We start from the raw sequence: 16,772 nt of genomic DNA on the forward strand, positions 1-16,772 counted from the left end.
TTCTATTGAAATCCAAAATCAAATTACACACTAATCATAACGCATACTTTTAGCAAATGCAAGGGCTATCTTAGTTTAAATACGCTTCGTTTCTTTAAAACTGACATACCCTTCTGCAGCTATAATCAAATGATCCAACACTTCAATTCCCAGCATTTCTCCGCATTTAACAAGTCTCTCAGTAAACAGAATGTCCTGTTTTGATGGGACTGGATTTCCAGAAGGATGATTATGGGCAATAACAATCTTTGCTGCTGATGATTTGACAGCTAGACGAAAAATTTCCCGTGGATGTGCAATTGATTGATTAACACTGCCAATAAAAATTGTCTTTTTTTTAATCAACTCATTTTTTGTATTTAAATATAATGCTAGGAGATGTTCTTGCTGTAAATCTTTCATTTCTATTATCAGTTGATGAGCTAAATCATAACTCGACACAACTTGACCTAGTTTGATTTGCGAAGACATAGCTAAGCGCATCCCAAATTCTGCAACTGCTAACAATTCAATTGCTTTAACTGGACCCACCCCTTCAATTACGATTAATTCTTCGATACTGGCAGATTTTAAATCATATAAATTTTCAAAATGAAGTAAAATTGTCTGTGCTAAATCAAGTACATCTTTATTTTTTGTTCCAGTTCGTAAAAGAATTGCAAGCAGTTCTTGATGAGATAACGTTGATGCACCATACTTCATCAACCTTTCCCTTGGTCGATATTCCTCATTACATTCCTGAATAAATGTCATTAAAAAACCTCCATTCACCTATCTAATAGTAAGATAAGTAAATGGAAGAATTTAAAATTATCGTGTTTTAATAAACTCTTTAACAGCAAAAAGATCTGGTTCAATAGCATACGCTTTTTCTCTCACTTCATCATCTGGAGGCAGAATATCTGGCACCATGATAACTGGTACACTTGCTGCGTAAGCAGCACGTACACCATTCAGCGCATCTTCAAGCATTAAAGTCTCTTCAGATTTAGTTCCTAAAGCAGCAACTGCCTTTTCAACAATTTCAGGATGCGGCTTTGCGTGAGTTACATCATCACCGCTGACCACAGCATCAAACTCTTTAAGGATGCCTGCTTTCGTCAATAAATTATCGACTGCCACACGATTATTACTTGATGCAACGGCAATAGGAATTTTATTTTCTTTCAAATAATTAATTAATTCTACAACCCCCGGTTTTAGTGGCGCCCCATCTCTATCAAACTCTTTTTGAATAGCACCACGTGTTTCGTTAAAGAAATTTTCGATGGCTTCTCTGGGCAGTTCAGAATAATCATTAAAATACTTTTCATACACTGCCTTCTCTCCCAACCCAATTTCCTCACGATACGCATGCTCGTCATAACCGGTTAGTCCCCATTTTTTTGCATACTTTATATTGTATTCACAATAAATTGCTTCCGTATCGAGCAACAGCCCATCCATATCAAATATAACACCGCTAATTTTCTTCATCCATTGTGCCTCCTATTAGTGTCTGCCTAACTTGGGAAATAAAGTACAGCGACCCTGTTATTAAAATCAAATCGTTCTCTTCCATTTCACTCAAGACATCTGCTAAAGCTTCTTGCCAACTTAAGTAGGCAGTCTTGCTGATTGCCTCATAATCTTCTTGACGCATCGCACTAGGAAAATCAAATTCAGTTACTTTCAATGTTAAATTAGGTACCGTCTCCAAATCTATCAACATACTGCTGACGTCCTTTGTCGTTAGCGCTCCGAAAATAACATGACATACGACAGTTGAGAATTCTTTTATTAAATTATCACGCAATACATCCATCGCGTGCTCATTGTGAGCCCCATCAATCACAATCAGCGGACTATCTGACAACTTTTCCATACGACCTGGCCAATTCGTTTGCAGTAATGACTGTTTAACAATTTTTGACTGACTGCGTAAGCTTAACTTTTCACAGATAATTTCATACAGTTTAATTGCCACTGATGCATTATCAACTTGATGTTTGCCCATTAAGCCGGTTCGAATCATATCATATTTGTTGTTTTCTGATATATAATCAAATGACTCACCCCATTGACCATCAGGTTGATGATAGCGGCTATTAAAATCATGACCATATTGGTAAACCGGTGCTTGATTAGCTACAGCCGTCTTAATAATGACTTTTTCAGCCTCTTTTGGCACTTTACCGACAACCACCGGAATCTTTGGTTTAATAATCCCAGCTTTTTGTGCTGCAATTTCAGCTAAAGAATCGCCTAAAATAGCAACATGATCTAAACCAATCGTTGTGATTGCAGATGCTATGGGAGTTATGACATTTGTTGCGTCAAGCAAACCGCCTAACCCAACTTCCACTATCACAATATCAACTTCTTGTTCAACAAAGTATTGAAGCATCATAGCTGTCAAAATTTCAAATTCAACCATATCTTTTAAAGATTCATCTTGATCCATCTCAATTACGAGCGGCTGAATTTTTTTTAATAATGCTACTAAATCGTCGTCAGGAATTGGTACACCATCAATGGAAATTCGTTCATTAAACCGCTCAACATAAGGTGAGGTAAAGGTACCAACTGTCAAGCCGGTTTCTTCTAAAAGATTACGCAAAAATGCCGTTGTTGACCCTTTACCGTTTGTCCCCGCAATATGAACAGTTCGCAGCTTATTTTGAGGATTATCTAATTTTTCCAATAAAGCACTGATTCGTAACAATCCCGGACGAATACCGAATTTCAAACGATCATGAATCCAGTTTACTGTTTGTTCATATGTCACACCGGTCACACCTATTCTTAATTATTTTTTAGATTGTTGATTCGTTCGGTCACTGAAGCTTGTTTTTCCAAATATTCCTTCTCTTTAACTTTCTCGCCTGCAACCACTGCTTCCGGTGCATTGGAAACAAAACGCTCATTAGCTAATTTTTTCTGTACTCGTGATACTTCATCAGTCCATTTAGCTAGTTCTTTTTCAAGACGAATAATTTCTTCATCAATATTAATTAGACCTTCTAATGGTAGATAAATTTCAGCACCCGTAATGACAGCACTCATTGCAGTGTCCGGAGCTTGCACTGATTCTGATAAGACAATTTCTTCAGGATTACAGAAACGTTCAATATAGTTTGTGTTAGTTGCTAAGAAAGTGGCTACAGAGTCTTTCGTTGGTTTGATTAAAAGTGTAATTGGTTTAGATAACGGTGTATTGACTTCCGCACGAATATTACGAACGGCACGAATCAATTCTTTTAAAACCTCCATACCTTCTGCAGCTGAATGATTCGTAAACGTCTCATTCACTTCAGGATAGCTGGCAACAACAATTGATTCACCTTGATGCGGAATTTTTTCCCAGATTTCTTCCGTCACAAACGGCATAATCGGATGCAACAGACGTAAAATATTATCTAAAACATGCGTCAAAATACTGCGAGTCATTTGTTTTTGTACTTCATCAGCACCATATAATACTTCTTTACTCATCTCAATATACCAGTCACAGAAATCATCCCAGATAAAGTTATATAAGTAACGACCTGCTTCACCAAACTCAAATTTATCAAAGAAATAAGTTACTCTTTCGATGGTTTCATTTAGACGAGTTAAAATCCATTCATCCGCAACAGTCTTTTTACCTTCAAGGTTAATATCTTCGTAGTTGAATCCTTCGATATTCATTAACACAAAACGAGAGGCATTCCATATTTTATTAATAAAGTTCCAGGCAGCATCCATTTTTTCATAACTGAAACGCATATCCTGACCTGGTGTTGAACCATTAGATAAGAACCAGCGCAATGCATCAGCACCATATTTATCAATAACTTCCATTGGATCAATGCCGTTGCCAAGCGACTTACTCATTTTACGTCCATCTTCCGCACGGATTAACCCATGAATCAAGACATTTTCAAACGGTCGTTCATTTGTAAACTCCAAACTTTGGAAAATCATCCGGCTTACCCAGAAAAAGATGATATCATAACCGGTTACCAATGTACTAGTTGGAAAATAACGTTTAAAGTCATCGCTGTCAGTATCCGGCCAGCCCATTGTTGAAAATGGCCATAAAGCTGAACTGAACCACGTATCAAGTACGTCCTCATCCTGTGTCCAATTTTCAAGGTCCTTAGGTGCCTCTTCTCCGACATACATTTCTCCTGTTTCTTTATGGTACCAAGCAGGAATTTGATGTCCCCACCATAATTGACGTGAAACAACCCAATCATGAACGTTTTCCATCCAAGTTAAGAATGTTTGATTAAAACGTGGCGGATAAAAATCAACGGCATCATCAGTTTCCTGATTTTTAATTGCCATTTCTGCCAGTGGTTGCATTTTTACAAACCACTGTGTTGAAAGGCGAGGTTCTACTACTACGCCCGTACGTTCTGAGTGACCAACGCTGTGTGTCATTTTTTCGATTTTCTTTAATAGACCTAATTCATCTAAATCCGCAATCACAGCTTTACGTGCGGCAAAACGATCCATGCCGGCATATTTGCCAGACAACTCATTCATTGTAGCATCTGCATCCATTACGTTAACACGTGGTAAATTATGACGATTGCCGACCTCAAAATCATTTGGATCATGCGCAGGTGTAATTTTAACTACTCCGGTTCCAAATTCCATATCCACGTATTCGTCACCGACGATTGGAATCTCTTTATTCACTAACGGTAATATAACCTTCTCCCCAATCAGATGCTGGTAGCGAACATCTGATGGGTGAACCGCGACTGCCGTATCACCAAGCATTGTTTCCGGACGAGTTGTTGCAATTTCAAGTTGACCGCTACCATCAGCTAACGGATAATACATATGATAAAAAGCACCCTCAACATCTTGGTGAATAACCTCAATATCAGATAATGCTGTCTTGGCTTGCGGATCCCAATTAATGATGTACTCACCGCGATAAATCAATCCTTTATTATAAAGTTTCACAAAGACTTTGCGAACCGCATCAGATAAACCACCATCCAAAGTAAAACGTTCGCGAGAATAATCTACAGATAAACCGAGTTTTGCCCATTGCTCACGAATGTGGTCAGCATACTCTTCTTTCCATTCTTGTGTTTTCTCAATAAATTTTTCACGGCCCAAATCATACCGGGTGATTCCTTCACCTCGAAGTTTTTCTTCAACTTTTGCTTGTGTCGCAATTCCTGCGTGGTCCATCCCTGGTAACCACAGCGTATCAAAACCTTGCATTCTTTTTTGACGGATAATCATGTCTTGTAATGTTGTATCCCAAGCATGACCTAAGTGTAGTTTACCCGTAACATTTGGCGGCGGAATAACAATAGAATATGCGGGCGCTGTTTCGTCACCGCTTGGTTTAAATAAATCTTGTGTCAGCCATTTTTCATAACGACCGGCTTCAACAGCATGAGGATCAAACTTTGAAGCTAAATTATTTGTTTCTTCTGACATAATAGATGTCTCCCTTTCTTTTTTAAAAAATAAAAAAAAGCCCTAAAATATTTCTATTTTAGGACGAATTAATAAGTTTCGCGGTACCACCTAGATTATAGCATAGTTTAACACTAATGCTATCACTCATTTAGTAAGATAACGATTACTAATCGGATATATATCTGCTCCTAAGCAACCTTCATATCGTTTAAAGGAAAATGTCTCAGCACATCATTTTCTCTCTTTAACTTCTCTCGATATTACTCCTCTTAATCAACGCATAAGTTATTACTTAGTATTCTACAATTAATCAGAACTCAGGTCAAATTTTATGAAAGTTAACTTAAAATAAAAAATTACAATTATTTTAAAGCAGCACTGATTGCTGCTGCATAATTCGGTTCACTAGTAATTTCTGAAACAATTTCAGCATGTTTTACAGTACCTCTTGTCCAACAACAAAAATAGCACGTGCTAAACGATTACTTTCTGGAATAAACACGCCATAACTTTTAGCAAACCCTATATCTGTGTCACGGATCATTGTCATTGTTACACTCTCAGCAGCACACCAATCCGCTTATTTTTTTAGTATTATTAAAAATTGTGACAAAGCAATCATTTCATCTTGTTAGTTTAACAAAGTAAAGCCCTTTGCTTTCCACCCTGCTAGAATTTGCTGACCCTCTAAAACTAATTCTTTTTTAAAAACATTAATTTCATATTCATTAACCTTTCATTTTATGTCATTTATTATACTGAACACAAAAATAAATACTATTATAACCTGCGTTTTTTACAATATAAAAAAGAATTTATAAAATATTAAAATAGTTTTTTATATGCCTTTTCAAAGATTTTTAAAATCATTGTTGCACAAAAAAAGCCGTCACTAACGCGAAGGCTTTCGTAATTAATTCTTATTGATTAATTTAATACGGACAAAGCTGATTTAAAATCTGGTTCTGAAGCAACTTCTGAAACAATTTCTTCGTAGGCAATTTTCCCACTAACATCAACAATAAAAATTGCTCTAGCTAATTTATCAATTTTGGGAATATATACTCCATATTTTTTAGCAAAATCTAAATCACTATCCCGAAGCATTGTCATAGTAACGCCTTCAGCACCGCACCAATCAGCTTGCTGCTCCTTAGTGTTATTTGAGATTGTTAAGAAATGAACCCCTGTTAATTTTGCTGCTTCTTGATTAAATCGCTTCGTTTGAATCTGACAAATACTGGTATCAATATCTGGGACAACACTGATTAAAACAGGTTTATCTGATAAATTTGATAATGACACATTATTATCACCTAGGTCTTTTAAACTAAAATCAGGTGCTTGATCTCCAACCTTTGGTTGATTTCCTTCAAGTAATACTGTTTCGCCTTTTAATTTGATCTCCATAAAAAAACACCTCTCATTTATTATATCTTGATTGTATAATAAACGCGAAGTGCTGACAAAAAAACTGCCTATTAATTTAATAATTGTAAATCAGCATCATTATAATTTTCATCATAATAAATTAACGTTTGAAGTTCAGTCGTCAAATCGATATACTGAACTTGAACATGGTGTGGGACTTTTAGTCGTCTAGGAGCAAAGTTTAAAACCGCCGTCACACCTGATTCAACTAATTGATCAATAACAATTTGAGCTTTATCACTTGGTACCGTCATAATCGCCGTTGTAATGCCTTCTTTTTTTACTATTGCTTCAATATCTTCCATTGAATATGTTGTCACGCCATTAATTGTTTCACCGATAATTTCAGGATTTGCATCAAATGCTGCAACAATATTTAAATTGCGATTTTTTCTGAAATTATTTTTAATTAGGGCACGCCCTAAGTTTCCTACCCCAATCAGAGCAATTCGTTTTTCAATGTCTGTATTTAGAATCTGACTAAAGACCTCAATTAGATATGGTACATCATAACCGTAACCACTGCGACCAAGTTCACCGAAATGTGAAAAATCACGTCGAATTGTCGCAGAAGGTATCTGAATCATTTGGCTGAATTCTTTTGATTTAATTCGTTTTACACCACTTTGGTCTAACGTTTTTAAGTAACGAAAATAGAGTGGTATTCTTTTCGCTGTTGCTTTAGGTATCGACTTAGGCTTTTTTGTTGACTCCACTTTTTTTATCCTCCTTTTTGTTACACTTTTCACATTAGTCTAGCATGAATTTCATGATATTTCAATTACTTTGTGAAACAAGCTAATAAAGTATTCACAAAGAGTCAGAAAATATTAGAAAATTTTAATTAAAATGCAAGATTGTCAAAAGGCTATTTTATTTTTGTTCAAACCGCTTACACAATTATTATTTTACCGGTTATTGAGCATTTAAACAATATCGTTTTTGAAAGAAAAAAGACTTAGTTATTTTTATTAATCAACTAAGTCTTCATCTTATTATTCAATAATTGGATTTCCTGAAAATTGACTATTATATAAGTCAGCGTAGAAACCTGCTTTTTCCATTAGAGAATCATGATTCCCAGACTCAACAATGTTTCCTTTATCCATAACTAAAATTTTATCAGCATCTCTTATTGTCGATAATCTATGAGCAACTACGAAACTGGTTCGATTTTTCAAGAGCTGATCCATTGCGTGTTGAATTAATACTTCTGTTCGCGTATCAACACTTGAAGTCGCTTCATCTAGGATTAATATCTCAGGATCTGCTAAAAATGCTCGAGCTATAGTTATCAACTGACGCTGTCCTTGAGAGATATTAGAAGCCTCTTCGTTTAAAATTGTGTCGTATCCTTCTGGTAACCTACGTACAAATTCATCCACGTGAGCTGCTTTGGCTGCTGTATATATATCTTCATTCGAAGCTTTCTTATTGCCATATTTAATATTATCAAAAATAGTTCCTGTGAATAACCACGTATCTTGTAAAACCATTGAGAACTGTTGTCTTAATTTTTCACGACTCATATTACGTATTTCTTGGTTTTTATAAAAGATATGACCCGAACTTACTTCATAAAAACGTTCCAATAAGTTAATCATGGTTGTTTTACCTGCGCCGGTAGGCCCAACGATTGCAACTTTTTGTCCCTGCTCAACGGATACAGTTACATCTTCCATGAGTAGTTTATCTGCTTCATAACCAAAGGCCACGTGTTGAAAGTCTATAATGTTATCTGTATTCGGATGCTGACTGACTTGAACTTTTTCATCAGTCATCTCCAGTTCATCTAGTACTTCAAAAACACGTTCTGCTGAAGCAATTGTCGCTTGTATAGTATTGACAATATTAGCTAGCTGGCTGATTGGCTGTGCAAATTGGTTAGTATATTGCATAAAAGCCTGAACATCACCTAACGGCATACGCCCTTGAGCAACTTGAATTCCTCCGATTATAGCAACAAAAACGTATCCTATATTTTTAATAAAATTCATCAAAGGCATAATAATATTTGAGATAAACTGAGCTTTCCAACCCGCTTCATATAAATCTGAGTTCTGCTTTTCAAATACTGCTATATCATTTTCTTCATAACTGAAACTCTTAATAACAGCGTGTGCACCGTAAGTTTCCTCTACCTGATTATTCAATAAGCCCAAACTTTTTTGCTGTTTTGCAAAATATTTTTGTGACTTAGGTGCAATAAACATCGTAATGATAAGACTCAACGGAACTGTGGCTATTGCCACTAACGCTAATTTCCAGCTAATTGTCAGCATCATCCAAAGTATCCCGACCAACATCACAATACTAGTAATAAATTGTGTTACGTTCTGTTGAAGTGTAGTTGCAATATTATCCATATCATTAATCGCCCGAGACATAATGTCACCATTTGAATGTGTGTCATAATAAGATATCGGCAGACGACTCATTTTGTCTTTCATGTCACGACGCAGTTGATAGACTGTCTTTTGTGTGACTTTAGTCATAATAAATTGCTGAATAAAACTAAAGATAGTAGAAGCAAGATAAAGTGAGAATACAATAATTAAAATATGCGCAATTTTATCAAAATTAATCGGTATTTTACCAACTTTTATTCCTTCTTGCATCATACCTTTAGCTTTCATTAGACCTGAAAAAATTTCTGTCGTTGCTTCCCCCAATATTTTAGGAGTTTGAATTTGAAAAACAGTTGAAGCAATTGCTAAAATAAAGACGAGTGCGATTAAATAAACTTTACTCGACATATAACTGAACAAGCGTTTTGTAGTTCCCCAGAAATTTTTAGGTTTACTTTTAGGCCCTGTTGAACCATGTCCTGGTCTCATTTAATCTCCTCCTTCTTCATTTGAGATTCAAGTATAGCCTGATACACACCATTATTTTCTTTCAACATTTGATGTGTTCCTTTTTCCACCATGGCCCCATCTTCCAAAACAATTATAGTATCAGCATCAACTACTGTACTGATGCGCTGAGCTACTATTACGATAACCGCATCCGTTACTTCTTTTCTTAACGCCTGACGCAATGCAGCATCAGTTTTAAAATCTAACGCTGAAAAAGAATCATCAAACACATATACGTCAGCGGGCTTTATCAACGCCCGCGCAATACATAAACGTTGCCTTTGACCGCCAGAAAAATTATTTCCACCTTGTTCGACAACACTGTCTAAGCCTTCTGGTAACTCCTCAACAAAGTCTTTAGCTTGTGCAATAGTAAGAGCAGTCCAAATCTCGTCCTCTGTCGCATCTTCTTTACCATACTGCATGTTGCTACGAATCGTTCCAGTAAACAATGTTGCTTTTTGAGGAACAAAACCGATTCGTTGGCGTAATTCCTTTTGTTTTTGTTCTTTTACATCTACTTGGTTTAATCTAACGCTGCCCTTTTCTGCATCATAAAAACGCGGAATCATATTAATTAAAGTAGATTTTCCTGACCCCGTTCCGCCAATAACTGCAACGATATCCCCCGCATTGCTGCTAAAATCAATTCCTTTCAATGCTAAGTTTTCTGCACCTTGATAGCGAAAATCAACTTTTTCAAAAATCAATTCACTTTTGTTTGATGGTTCTAAAGGATGATTGCTGTCCTTAATATCATTTTCCATGGATAATACTTCATTTATCCTGGATGCAGATACTTGTGCACGGGGAACAAAAATAAAGATCATTGTCATCATCATGAAACTCATCAATATTTGCATAGCATATGTCATAAATGCCATCATATTTCCAACTTCAAGCGTACCCGCAGCGACTCCATGACCGCCAAACCAGATAATCGCAATGTTTGTTATGCTGATAATCAACGTAATAACTGGAATTAAAAAGGATAAAATTAAGTTAACTTTGATCGCTGTTTTTGTATAATCTTGGTTGGCTTCGTCAAATCGTTCTTCTTCAAAAGAAGATTGATTGAATGCCCGAATAACCCGTACCCCAGTCAATCCTTCTCTAAAAACTAAATTTAAACGGTCTGTTTTCTTTTGCATACTCTTAAACAAAGGTACGGCAAAATACATTGTTCCACCGACTACAATAATAATTAAAGGGACAATCACCAAAAATATTTTTGTTAAATTATGATCGCGCTGATATGCAAGAATGCTTGCCCCGACTAACGTTATTGGTGCTGTTATCATAATTCTCAAAAATAACTGGCTCACCATTTGAATTTGATTCACATCATTTGTCGTACGTGTGATTAAAGAAGCGGTTCCCAACTTATCAAATTCTGTATTGGATGCATACTCTACTTTTCGGTAAATATCTGAACGCAGATTTTTACCAAGTTTTTGAGATTCTCTAGTAGCTATATAAGTGTTGATAATCGAACCGACAATCCCAATCAAAGAGACACCGAGCATCGTAAATCCGACTTTCCAGATATAATTTATATCACCCTTGCTAACGCCATTGTCAATTATATTTGAAGTCAAGGTCGGTAAGAAAAGATCAGACGCGACTTGAACACAAATAAAAACCAAAGCCCAAAAAATTGCTACATATGACATACGCTTCATCATTTTTATCATATTTAATCATTCTTCCTTTCTACACCGTATCTAAGCCACTGTAAATGTGATGCAAATTGATGCTTTGTCTCTTCAACATCAAAAGGTTCATGTGCTGCCATCTTTTTAAAAGCATGATTAATTGACAGCATTATCATAGATACAACTAATTGAAACAGTGATTTTAGTTCTTCTTCAGAATTTATTTTTAGTTTGGACGTATCGAATTTTTCCGCCAACATCTCATGCGAGACAAGGTGTTTACGTGATTGTTGTTCTTGTCTCTTTTCAGTTGAGAACATCTTCATTGATGATTTATAATCCATATTTAAAAACATATTTTTATAAAAGGCTGAATTATTTCCCATTAAAATATCTTCAGCAAAGTAATTAAAAAATGTTAAATTAACATCAAAAAAATCACCTTTTTTTTCATCTATCAGCTTAAGATAATACGATTCTGATTCCTCTCGCAACATGACTAAACAGTAAAAGAAAATATCTTCCTTATCTTCGAAATACTGATAAAAACTCCCTCTTGATATCCCAGAATTTTTGACAATATTGGAAATAGCTGCGTCATGAAATGGTACTCGCGAAAATTCATCTTTCGCAGCTTTAATAATGACAGCTTGTTTATCCTTATTTAATCGATAAAATGTACCTGTCGGCATTATTTTTTCCTCCCTTCCAAAAATGACACAGCGTCATTTTATGACATAGCGTCATTATATATGACAACATGTCATATATCAATTGATTTTATTCAAATAATTAAAAAAAATTCATTTTTAAATCGAATTAACGTATACTAGCTTATGTAAATGAATTTTAAAGGAGTTTACTAACATGTCTCAAGACGTTTATGATATTACAATTATCGGTGGAGGACCCGCCGGCTTGTTTGCATCATTTTATGCAGGTATGCGTCAAGCAAAAACAAAAATTATTGATACTCTTCCTGAATTGGGTGGACAATTAGCTATACTTTATCCAGAAAAGTATATCTACGATATCGCGGGGTTTCCCACCATCAAAGCCCAAGACTTGGTTGATTCTTTAATTGAACAAGCCGCACCATTCAAACACTCGATTTGCTTAGGTGAGGCTGTTGAGTCAATTAATAAATTAGAATCCGGTTGTTTTGAATTGATAACAAACAAAGCGCGTCATCTATCTAAAACAATCATTATTGCTGCGGGTAACGGATCATTCCAGCCCAGACGATTAAACGTTGATGGACACAAATTATTCGAAAACAAGCAGTTGCACTATCATATTAAAGACAGCCAAATGTTCCAAGATAAAAATGTTGTTATCTTTGGCGGCGGCGATTCTGCCATAGATTGGAGTCTGATGCTCGATGGTATTGCTAAATCAGTTACTGTTGTCCATCGGCGACCGCAGTTTCGTGCACATGAATACAGTATGAAGCAAGTCAAGCAATCAACCGTAAAGCTTAAAACACCCTATGTTGTCCAAACACTGCATCATGAAGCCGGTAAACTTAATGGAGTCACTATCGAAAATCCTAAACAAGGTGAACAAGAAACATTACCGGCAGATCATATCATAGTCAGCTATGGCTTTGCATCTTCATTAGGTCCAATTAAAAAATGGGGTCTAGATTTAAAAGGCAACTCAATTATCGTTAATTCTGATATGTCAACGAATCATGAAGGTATTTTTGCTATAGGTGATATCGCATTTTATCAAGGTAAAGTCGACTTAATTGCTACTGGTTTTGGTGAGGCTCCAATCGCAGTCAATCATGCTATTCATTACATTAATCCGAAAGAACGAGTTCAACCAATGCACAGTACAAGTTTGTATGAGCAATCACCAGATAAATAATCTAAAAAAGAAGGTAATAAAATGATTTTAAATAAGAAAGAATTAGAACAAAGTGCTAAAGATATGCTTTTAAAACGCGGTGTTACGATGGATGACATCGCTGATTTAGTTTATTTTCTTCAAGAAAGCTATGTTCCCGGTCTAACCTTAGACCGGTGCAAGGAAAATATTGAGGCTGTTTTAGCTAAAAGAGAAGTTCAAAACGCCATTATTACAGGTATCCAATTAGATGTTTTAGCTGAACAAAAAAAATTAGTAGCTCCTTTACAAGAGATGCTTGAACACGATGCCGGTCTTTACGGTGTAGATGAAATTTTAGCTTTAGGAATTGTTAATGTCTATGGTTCAATCGGTTTCACTAACTATGGCTACATTGATAAAGTTAAACCAGGAATTCTCGCTAAATTAAATGACCATAACACAGAAATGGTGCACACTTTTTTAGATGATATCGTTGGTGCAATTGCTGCTGCTGCTGCCAGCCGTCTTGCTCACTCGATTCCAGAATAAACAACAGAAACAAATATAAAACAACCTTCAAACGATAGTCAAATAATCTAACGTTTGAAGGTTATTTTTTTGCTTATAATAAATCATCCATCTCGATGATGCTTTGGTTTAAATAAACATCATTTGTCTTAATTTCTTGAATAGAAAGACCGGCTAGAGAACGTTCTATTAAAGCCTCTACATCTAAACGTTCTTCATATTGAACTACCTTTTCCAGTTTGGGTTTCGTTTTGGGCTCTGGTGGTGCAAAAACAGTACAACAGTCTTCAAATGGTTGAATTGCCAATTCAAACGTATCTATCTTTTCAGCAATTTCAATAATTTCACTCTTATCCATAGTTATAACTGGGCGAATAATAGGGGTGGTTGTCACGTCATTAATTGCCGCCATACTTTGCATTGTTTGAGACGCTACTTGACCTAACGACTCTCCATTAATAATAGCTAAACCACCCCGTTGTTCACGAATCCGGTCTGATAAACGCAACATAAAGCGACGAGTAATGGTCATCCAATATCCCGATGGTGTGCAGCGTTTAATTTCTTCTTGGATTTCTGCAAATGGTACGGTAATAAATTGAATGCTTCCGACATAGGGTGTTAATTTAACTGCCAACTGCTGAGCTTTATGCAATGACTGCTCACTGGTATAAGGCGGGCTGTAAAAATGAACAGCTTCTATTTCTACCCCGCGTTTCATTGCTAAGTAGCCTGCAACAGGAGAATCAATTCCGCCTGACAGCATTAACATGCCGCGACCGCTAGATCCCACTGGCAAACCTCCAGGCCCCTGTACAGTAAGACAAGATAGATAAGCTGCTTCTTGTCTTACTTCAACTTCCATTCGAATATCAGGTTGTATCATTTTTACTTCGATACCCTCGATGCCATTATAAATAGCTGAACCGACCTCACGATTCATATCATTACTATCCCAAACAAACGCTTTATCAGAACGCCGGCTTTGGACTTTAAACGTCATTCCAGGTTTCCATATTTCACTTACCATTTCTAAAGCTGTTTCTTGAATGACTTCTGGTGATTTCTTCACACGAATAACAGGTGAAAAACTCTGAATGCCAAAGATAGGACGCAGCTGTTCCATTACTTGCTGACTATCTGCACCATTCAAAATCAAATGCATCCGATCACGATCAGCTCTGATTTTAACATTTGTAAATTCATGCAGACTTTTTTTAACATTATGCGACAACTGACTAATAAACAATCTCCGATTTTTACCTTTAGTTGATAATTCACCGTAGCGAACCATTATTTCTGTATAATCCATAGTTACTCCTTATTTTGAAATTTTTGAAAATTTACCTAACATTTGTTTAAATACAATTAAAAATTGTTCCACTTCACTCATTGTATTTTTTTCATCAAAACTAATTCGAACAGCCGTTTCAGCCTTATCTCCACTTATTCCCATGGCATTTAGTGTGCCACCGCCACTATTTTTTTTCTTACTAGAACAAGCACTCGTCGTTGAAATAAAGATTTCTTTATCTTCCAGTGCATGGACCAAGACCTCACCCTTAATTCCCTGAATACCAAAACAGACAATATGAGGTGCAGACAAATTCTTATCCGCATTTGAATAAATAGACACTTGCGGATACATCGATAAAGAATCCGCAACATATTCTTTAAGACGTCGCATATGTTCTTCTTTCATTAAGAAGTCAGTCATTGCTAATCTGACAGCACGTGACATCGACACAATACCTGCTAAATTTTCAGTCCCGCTACGCTGACCTTTTTCTTGACCGCCTCCAGTTAGTAAGGATGTTAACTTAGTCCCTTTTTTCCAATAAATAAATCCTGTGCCCTTAGGTCCATGAAATTTATGAGCAGAAAAGGTTGCAAAATTAACACGTTCGGTCAACCAGCTGTCAATAGGAACTTTACCGATAGCTTGTACAGCATCAACATGAAAATGAATCGATGGAAATTCTGTCAACATCTCACTGATATCTTTAATCGGTTGACGCGCACCCATCTCATTGTTAACTGCCATAATAGAAACTAATATCGTATCAGGGCGTATTAATGCCCGCAATGCTTCAACATCAACCACACCTTCTTTAGTAACCGGTGCGATACTGATATCAAAACCGAATTTTTCTAATTGCTGAGCTGTTTTCTTAACAGAGCCGTGTTCAACGGAAGAGACTATCATATGTTTTCCAAAAGAACCTTTTTCCATTGCAGTTCCTTTGATTACCCAATTGTTACCTTCAGTACCACCGCTTGTAAAATATATTTCTTCAGGTGACACGCTTAATGAATCCGCAACTTGTAGTCGTGCTTTTTCCAAGAGCACATGCGATTGTTCTCCTAGACGATGCAAACTTGATGGATTTCCGATAAAGCGTTGGCTTGTCTTCATATACGTATCTAATACGCTAGCATCAATTTTAGTTGTGGCACTATTATCAAAATAAATCACTATTATTCACTCTTTTCTTAAAATATCGTCAATTCATTATACTCTCACACATTTAACGCAGCAACTTTATTATCCATACAATTATACCGAAGAAATCATTATAATCCTAATTTATTTTATTTCAATCTATTCGCTCAGATTTTTTTAAAGTACAATTTATAAAAAATAGTGATGCAATGTTCCAAAAGAAATTAATTCACAACTGGACTTTAAAATCTAATAACGACAATATCCAATTGCTTCAAAATGATGACGGTTATTTAGCTGTGATACCGGTGCCGCAAACTTTTAATGACCCACAGCCGCTGTTAATGAAGATTTCCGAAGACTCTTTGGCACTCTTGTCTTATCCTCACTTCATACAAGAATTTTCAATTAATTGTCAATCAAGTACATTAACTAATATGTTTTATGAATATATTTTTACAGAGCAAGATGAATTAACCAATCACAATCAAAACCTCCAGTGTGAACTGGAGGTTTGTTCTTCGGCTGAAAGCCTCTATTGCCGGCCTGAGCCTAAAAGGCTCACTGAAAAAGTCTCCCTTATGCACCACATTCACTCGCTGATCCTAAAAG

General features: G+C 36.0%; 14 protein-coding genes and 1 other annotated feature. Of the genes, 3 read left to right on the top strand and 11 right to left on the bottom strand.

The window, feature by feature from the left end; all coding sequences use genetic code 11:
* Window positions 1-75: 75 nt before the first annotated feature.
* The 9 genes from radC to CBF37_RS09225 all read right to left on the bottom strand — a co-directional run bounded on the left by radC (window position 76) and on the right by CBF37_RS09225 (window position 12,048).
* The gene (radC, locus tag CBF37_RS09185) at window positions 76-753 is read right to left on the bottom strand and encodes a RadC family protein (RefSeq protein ID WP_125984452.1); all 678 of its coding nucleotides are present in this window, start codon (window positions 751-753) and stop codon (window positions 76-78) included.
* Window positions 754-810: 57 nt separating this feature from the next.
* A complete protein-coding gene (locus tag CBF37_RS09190; protein ID WP_125984453.1) occupies window positions 811-1,476 on the bottom strand; it encodes an HAD family hydrolase in 666 nt (221 codons plus the stop codon).
* Window positions 1,463-2,767, bottom strand: coding sequence for a bifunctional folylpolyglutamate synthase/dihydrofolate synthase (locus CBF37_RS09195; RefSeq protein WP_125984454.1), 1,305 nt, complete (start codon window positions 2,765-2,767; stop codon window positions 1,463-1,465). The genes CBF37_RS09190 and CBF37_RS09195 overlap by 14 nt, the downstream gene beginning before the upstream one ends.
* Before the next feature lie 17 nt (window positions 2,768-2,784).
* A complete protein-coding gene (locus tag CBF37_RS09200) occupies window positions 2,785-5,430 on the bottom strand; it encodes a valine--tRNA ligase (RefSeq protein WP_125984455.1) in 2,646 nt (881 codons plus the stop codon).
* Window positions 5,431-5,486: 56 nt separating this feature from the next.
* Window positions 5,487-5,698: a binding site (T-box leader), on the bottom strand.
* A 641-nt stretch (window positions 5,699-6,339) separates the two neighbouring features.
* Window positions 6,340-6,822: a thiol peroxidase gene (gene tpx / locus CBF37_RS09205; protein WP_125984456.1), complete on the bottom strand. Its 483-nt coding sequence runs from the start codon at window positions 6,820-6,822 to the stop codon at window positions 6,340-6,342.
* 71 nt (window positions 6,823-6,893) lie between these two features.
* Window positions 6,894-7,559: a redox-sensing transcriptional repressor Rex gene (locus CBF37_RS09210; protein ID WP_125984457.1), complete on the bottom strand. Its 666-nt coding sequence runs from the start codon at window positions 7,557-7,559 to the stop codon at window positions 6,894-6,896.
* Between the two features lie 279 nt (window positions 7,560-7,838).
* Entirely contained in the window at window positions 7,839-9,680 is a 1,842-nt protein-coding gene (locus CBF37_RS09215) for an ABC transporter ATP-binding protein (protein ID WP_125984458.1), read from the bottom strand.
* Entirely contained in the window at window positions 9,677-11,395 is a 1,719-nt protein-coding gene (locus CBF37_RS09220; RefSeq protein ID WP_125984459.1) for an ABC transporter ATP-binding protein, read from the bottom strand. Before CBF37_RS09220 ends, CBF37_RS09215 begins: the two co-directional genes overlap by 4 nt.
* A 2-nt stretch (window positions 11,396-11,397) precedes the next feature.
* On the bottom strand, window positions 11,398-12,048 hold the full coding sequence (locus tag CBF37_RS09225) for a TetR/AcrR family transcriptional regulator (protein ID WP_125984460.1): 651 nt from the start codon (window positions 12,046-12,048) through the stop codon (window positions 11,398-11,400).
* 175 nt (window positions 12,049-12,223) lie between these two features.
* Between CBF37_RS09225 and CBF37_RS09230 the strand changes: the two genes are divergently transcribed.
* The gene (locus tag CBF37_RS09230) at window positions 12,224-13,228 is read left to right on the top strand and encodes an NAD(P)/FAD-dependent oxidoreductase (RefSeq protein ID WP_125984461.1); all 1,005 of its coding nucleotides are present in this window, start codon (window positions 12,224-12,226) and stop codon (window positions 13,226-13,228) included.
* A gap of 21 nt (window positions 13,229-13,249) precedes the next feature.
* A complete protein-coding gene (locus tag CBF37_RS09235) occupies window positions 13,250-13,738 on the top strand; it encodes a phosphatidylglycerophosphatase A family protein (RefSeq protein WP_125984462.1) in 489 nt (162 codons plus the stop codon).
* A 73-nt stretch (window positions 13,739-13,811) separates the two neighbouring features.
* Here the strand turns inward: CBF37_RS09235 and thiI are convergent, their stop codons facing one another.
* Window positions 13,812-15,029, bottom strand: a complete 1,218-nt coding sequence (gene thiI / locus CBF37_RS09240) for a tRNA uracil 4-sulfurtransferase ThiI (protein ID WP_125984463.1) — start codon at window positions 15,027-15,029, stop codon at window positions 13,812-13,814.
* Window positions 15,030-15,038: 9 nt separating this feature from the next.
* Entirely contained in the window at window positions 15,039-16,193 is a 1,155-nt protein-coding gene (locus tag CBF37_RS09245; RefSeq protein WP_125984464.1) for a cysteine desulfurase family protein, read from the bottom strand.
* 176 nt (window positions 16,194-16,369) lie between these two features.
* On the opposite strand from CBF37_RS09245, the gene CBF37_RS11725 reads away from it, so the two are divergent.
* A partial coding sequence (locus CBF37_RS11725; RefSeq protein ID WP_206168061.1) for a hypothetical protein occupies window positions 16,370-16,772 on the top strand: 403 nt, incomplete at its 3' end.

It is taken from the genome of Vagococcus vulneris (genome assembly GCF_003950515.1).
Lineage (GTDB): Bacteria > Bacillota > Bacilli > Lactobacillales > Vagococcaceae > Vagococcus > Vagococcus vulneris.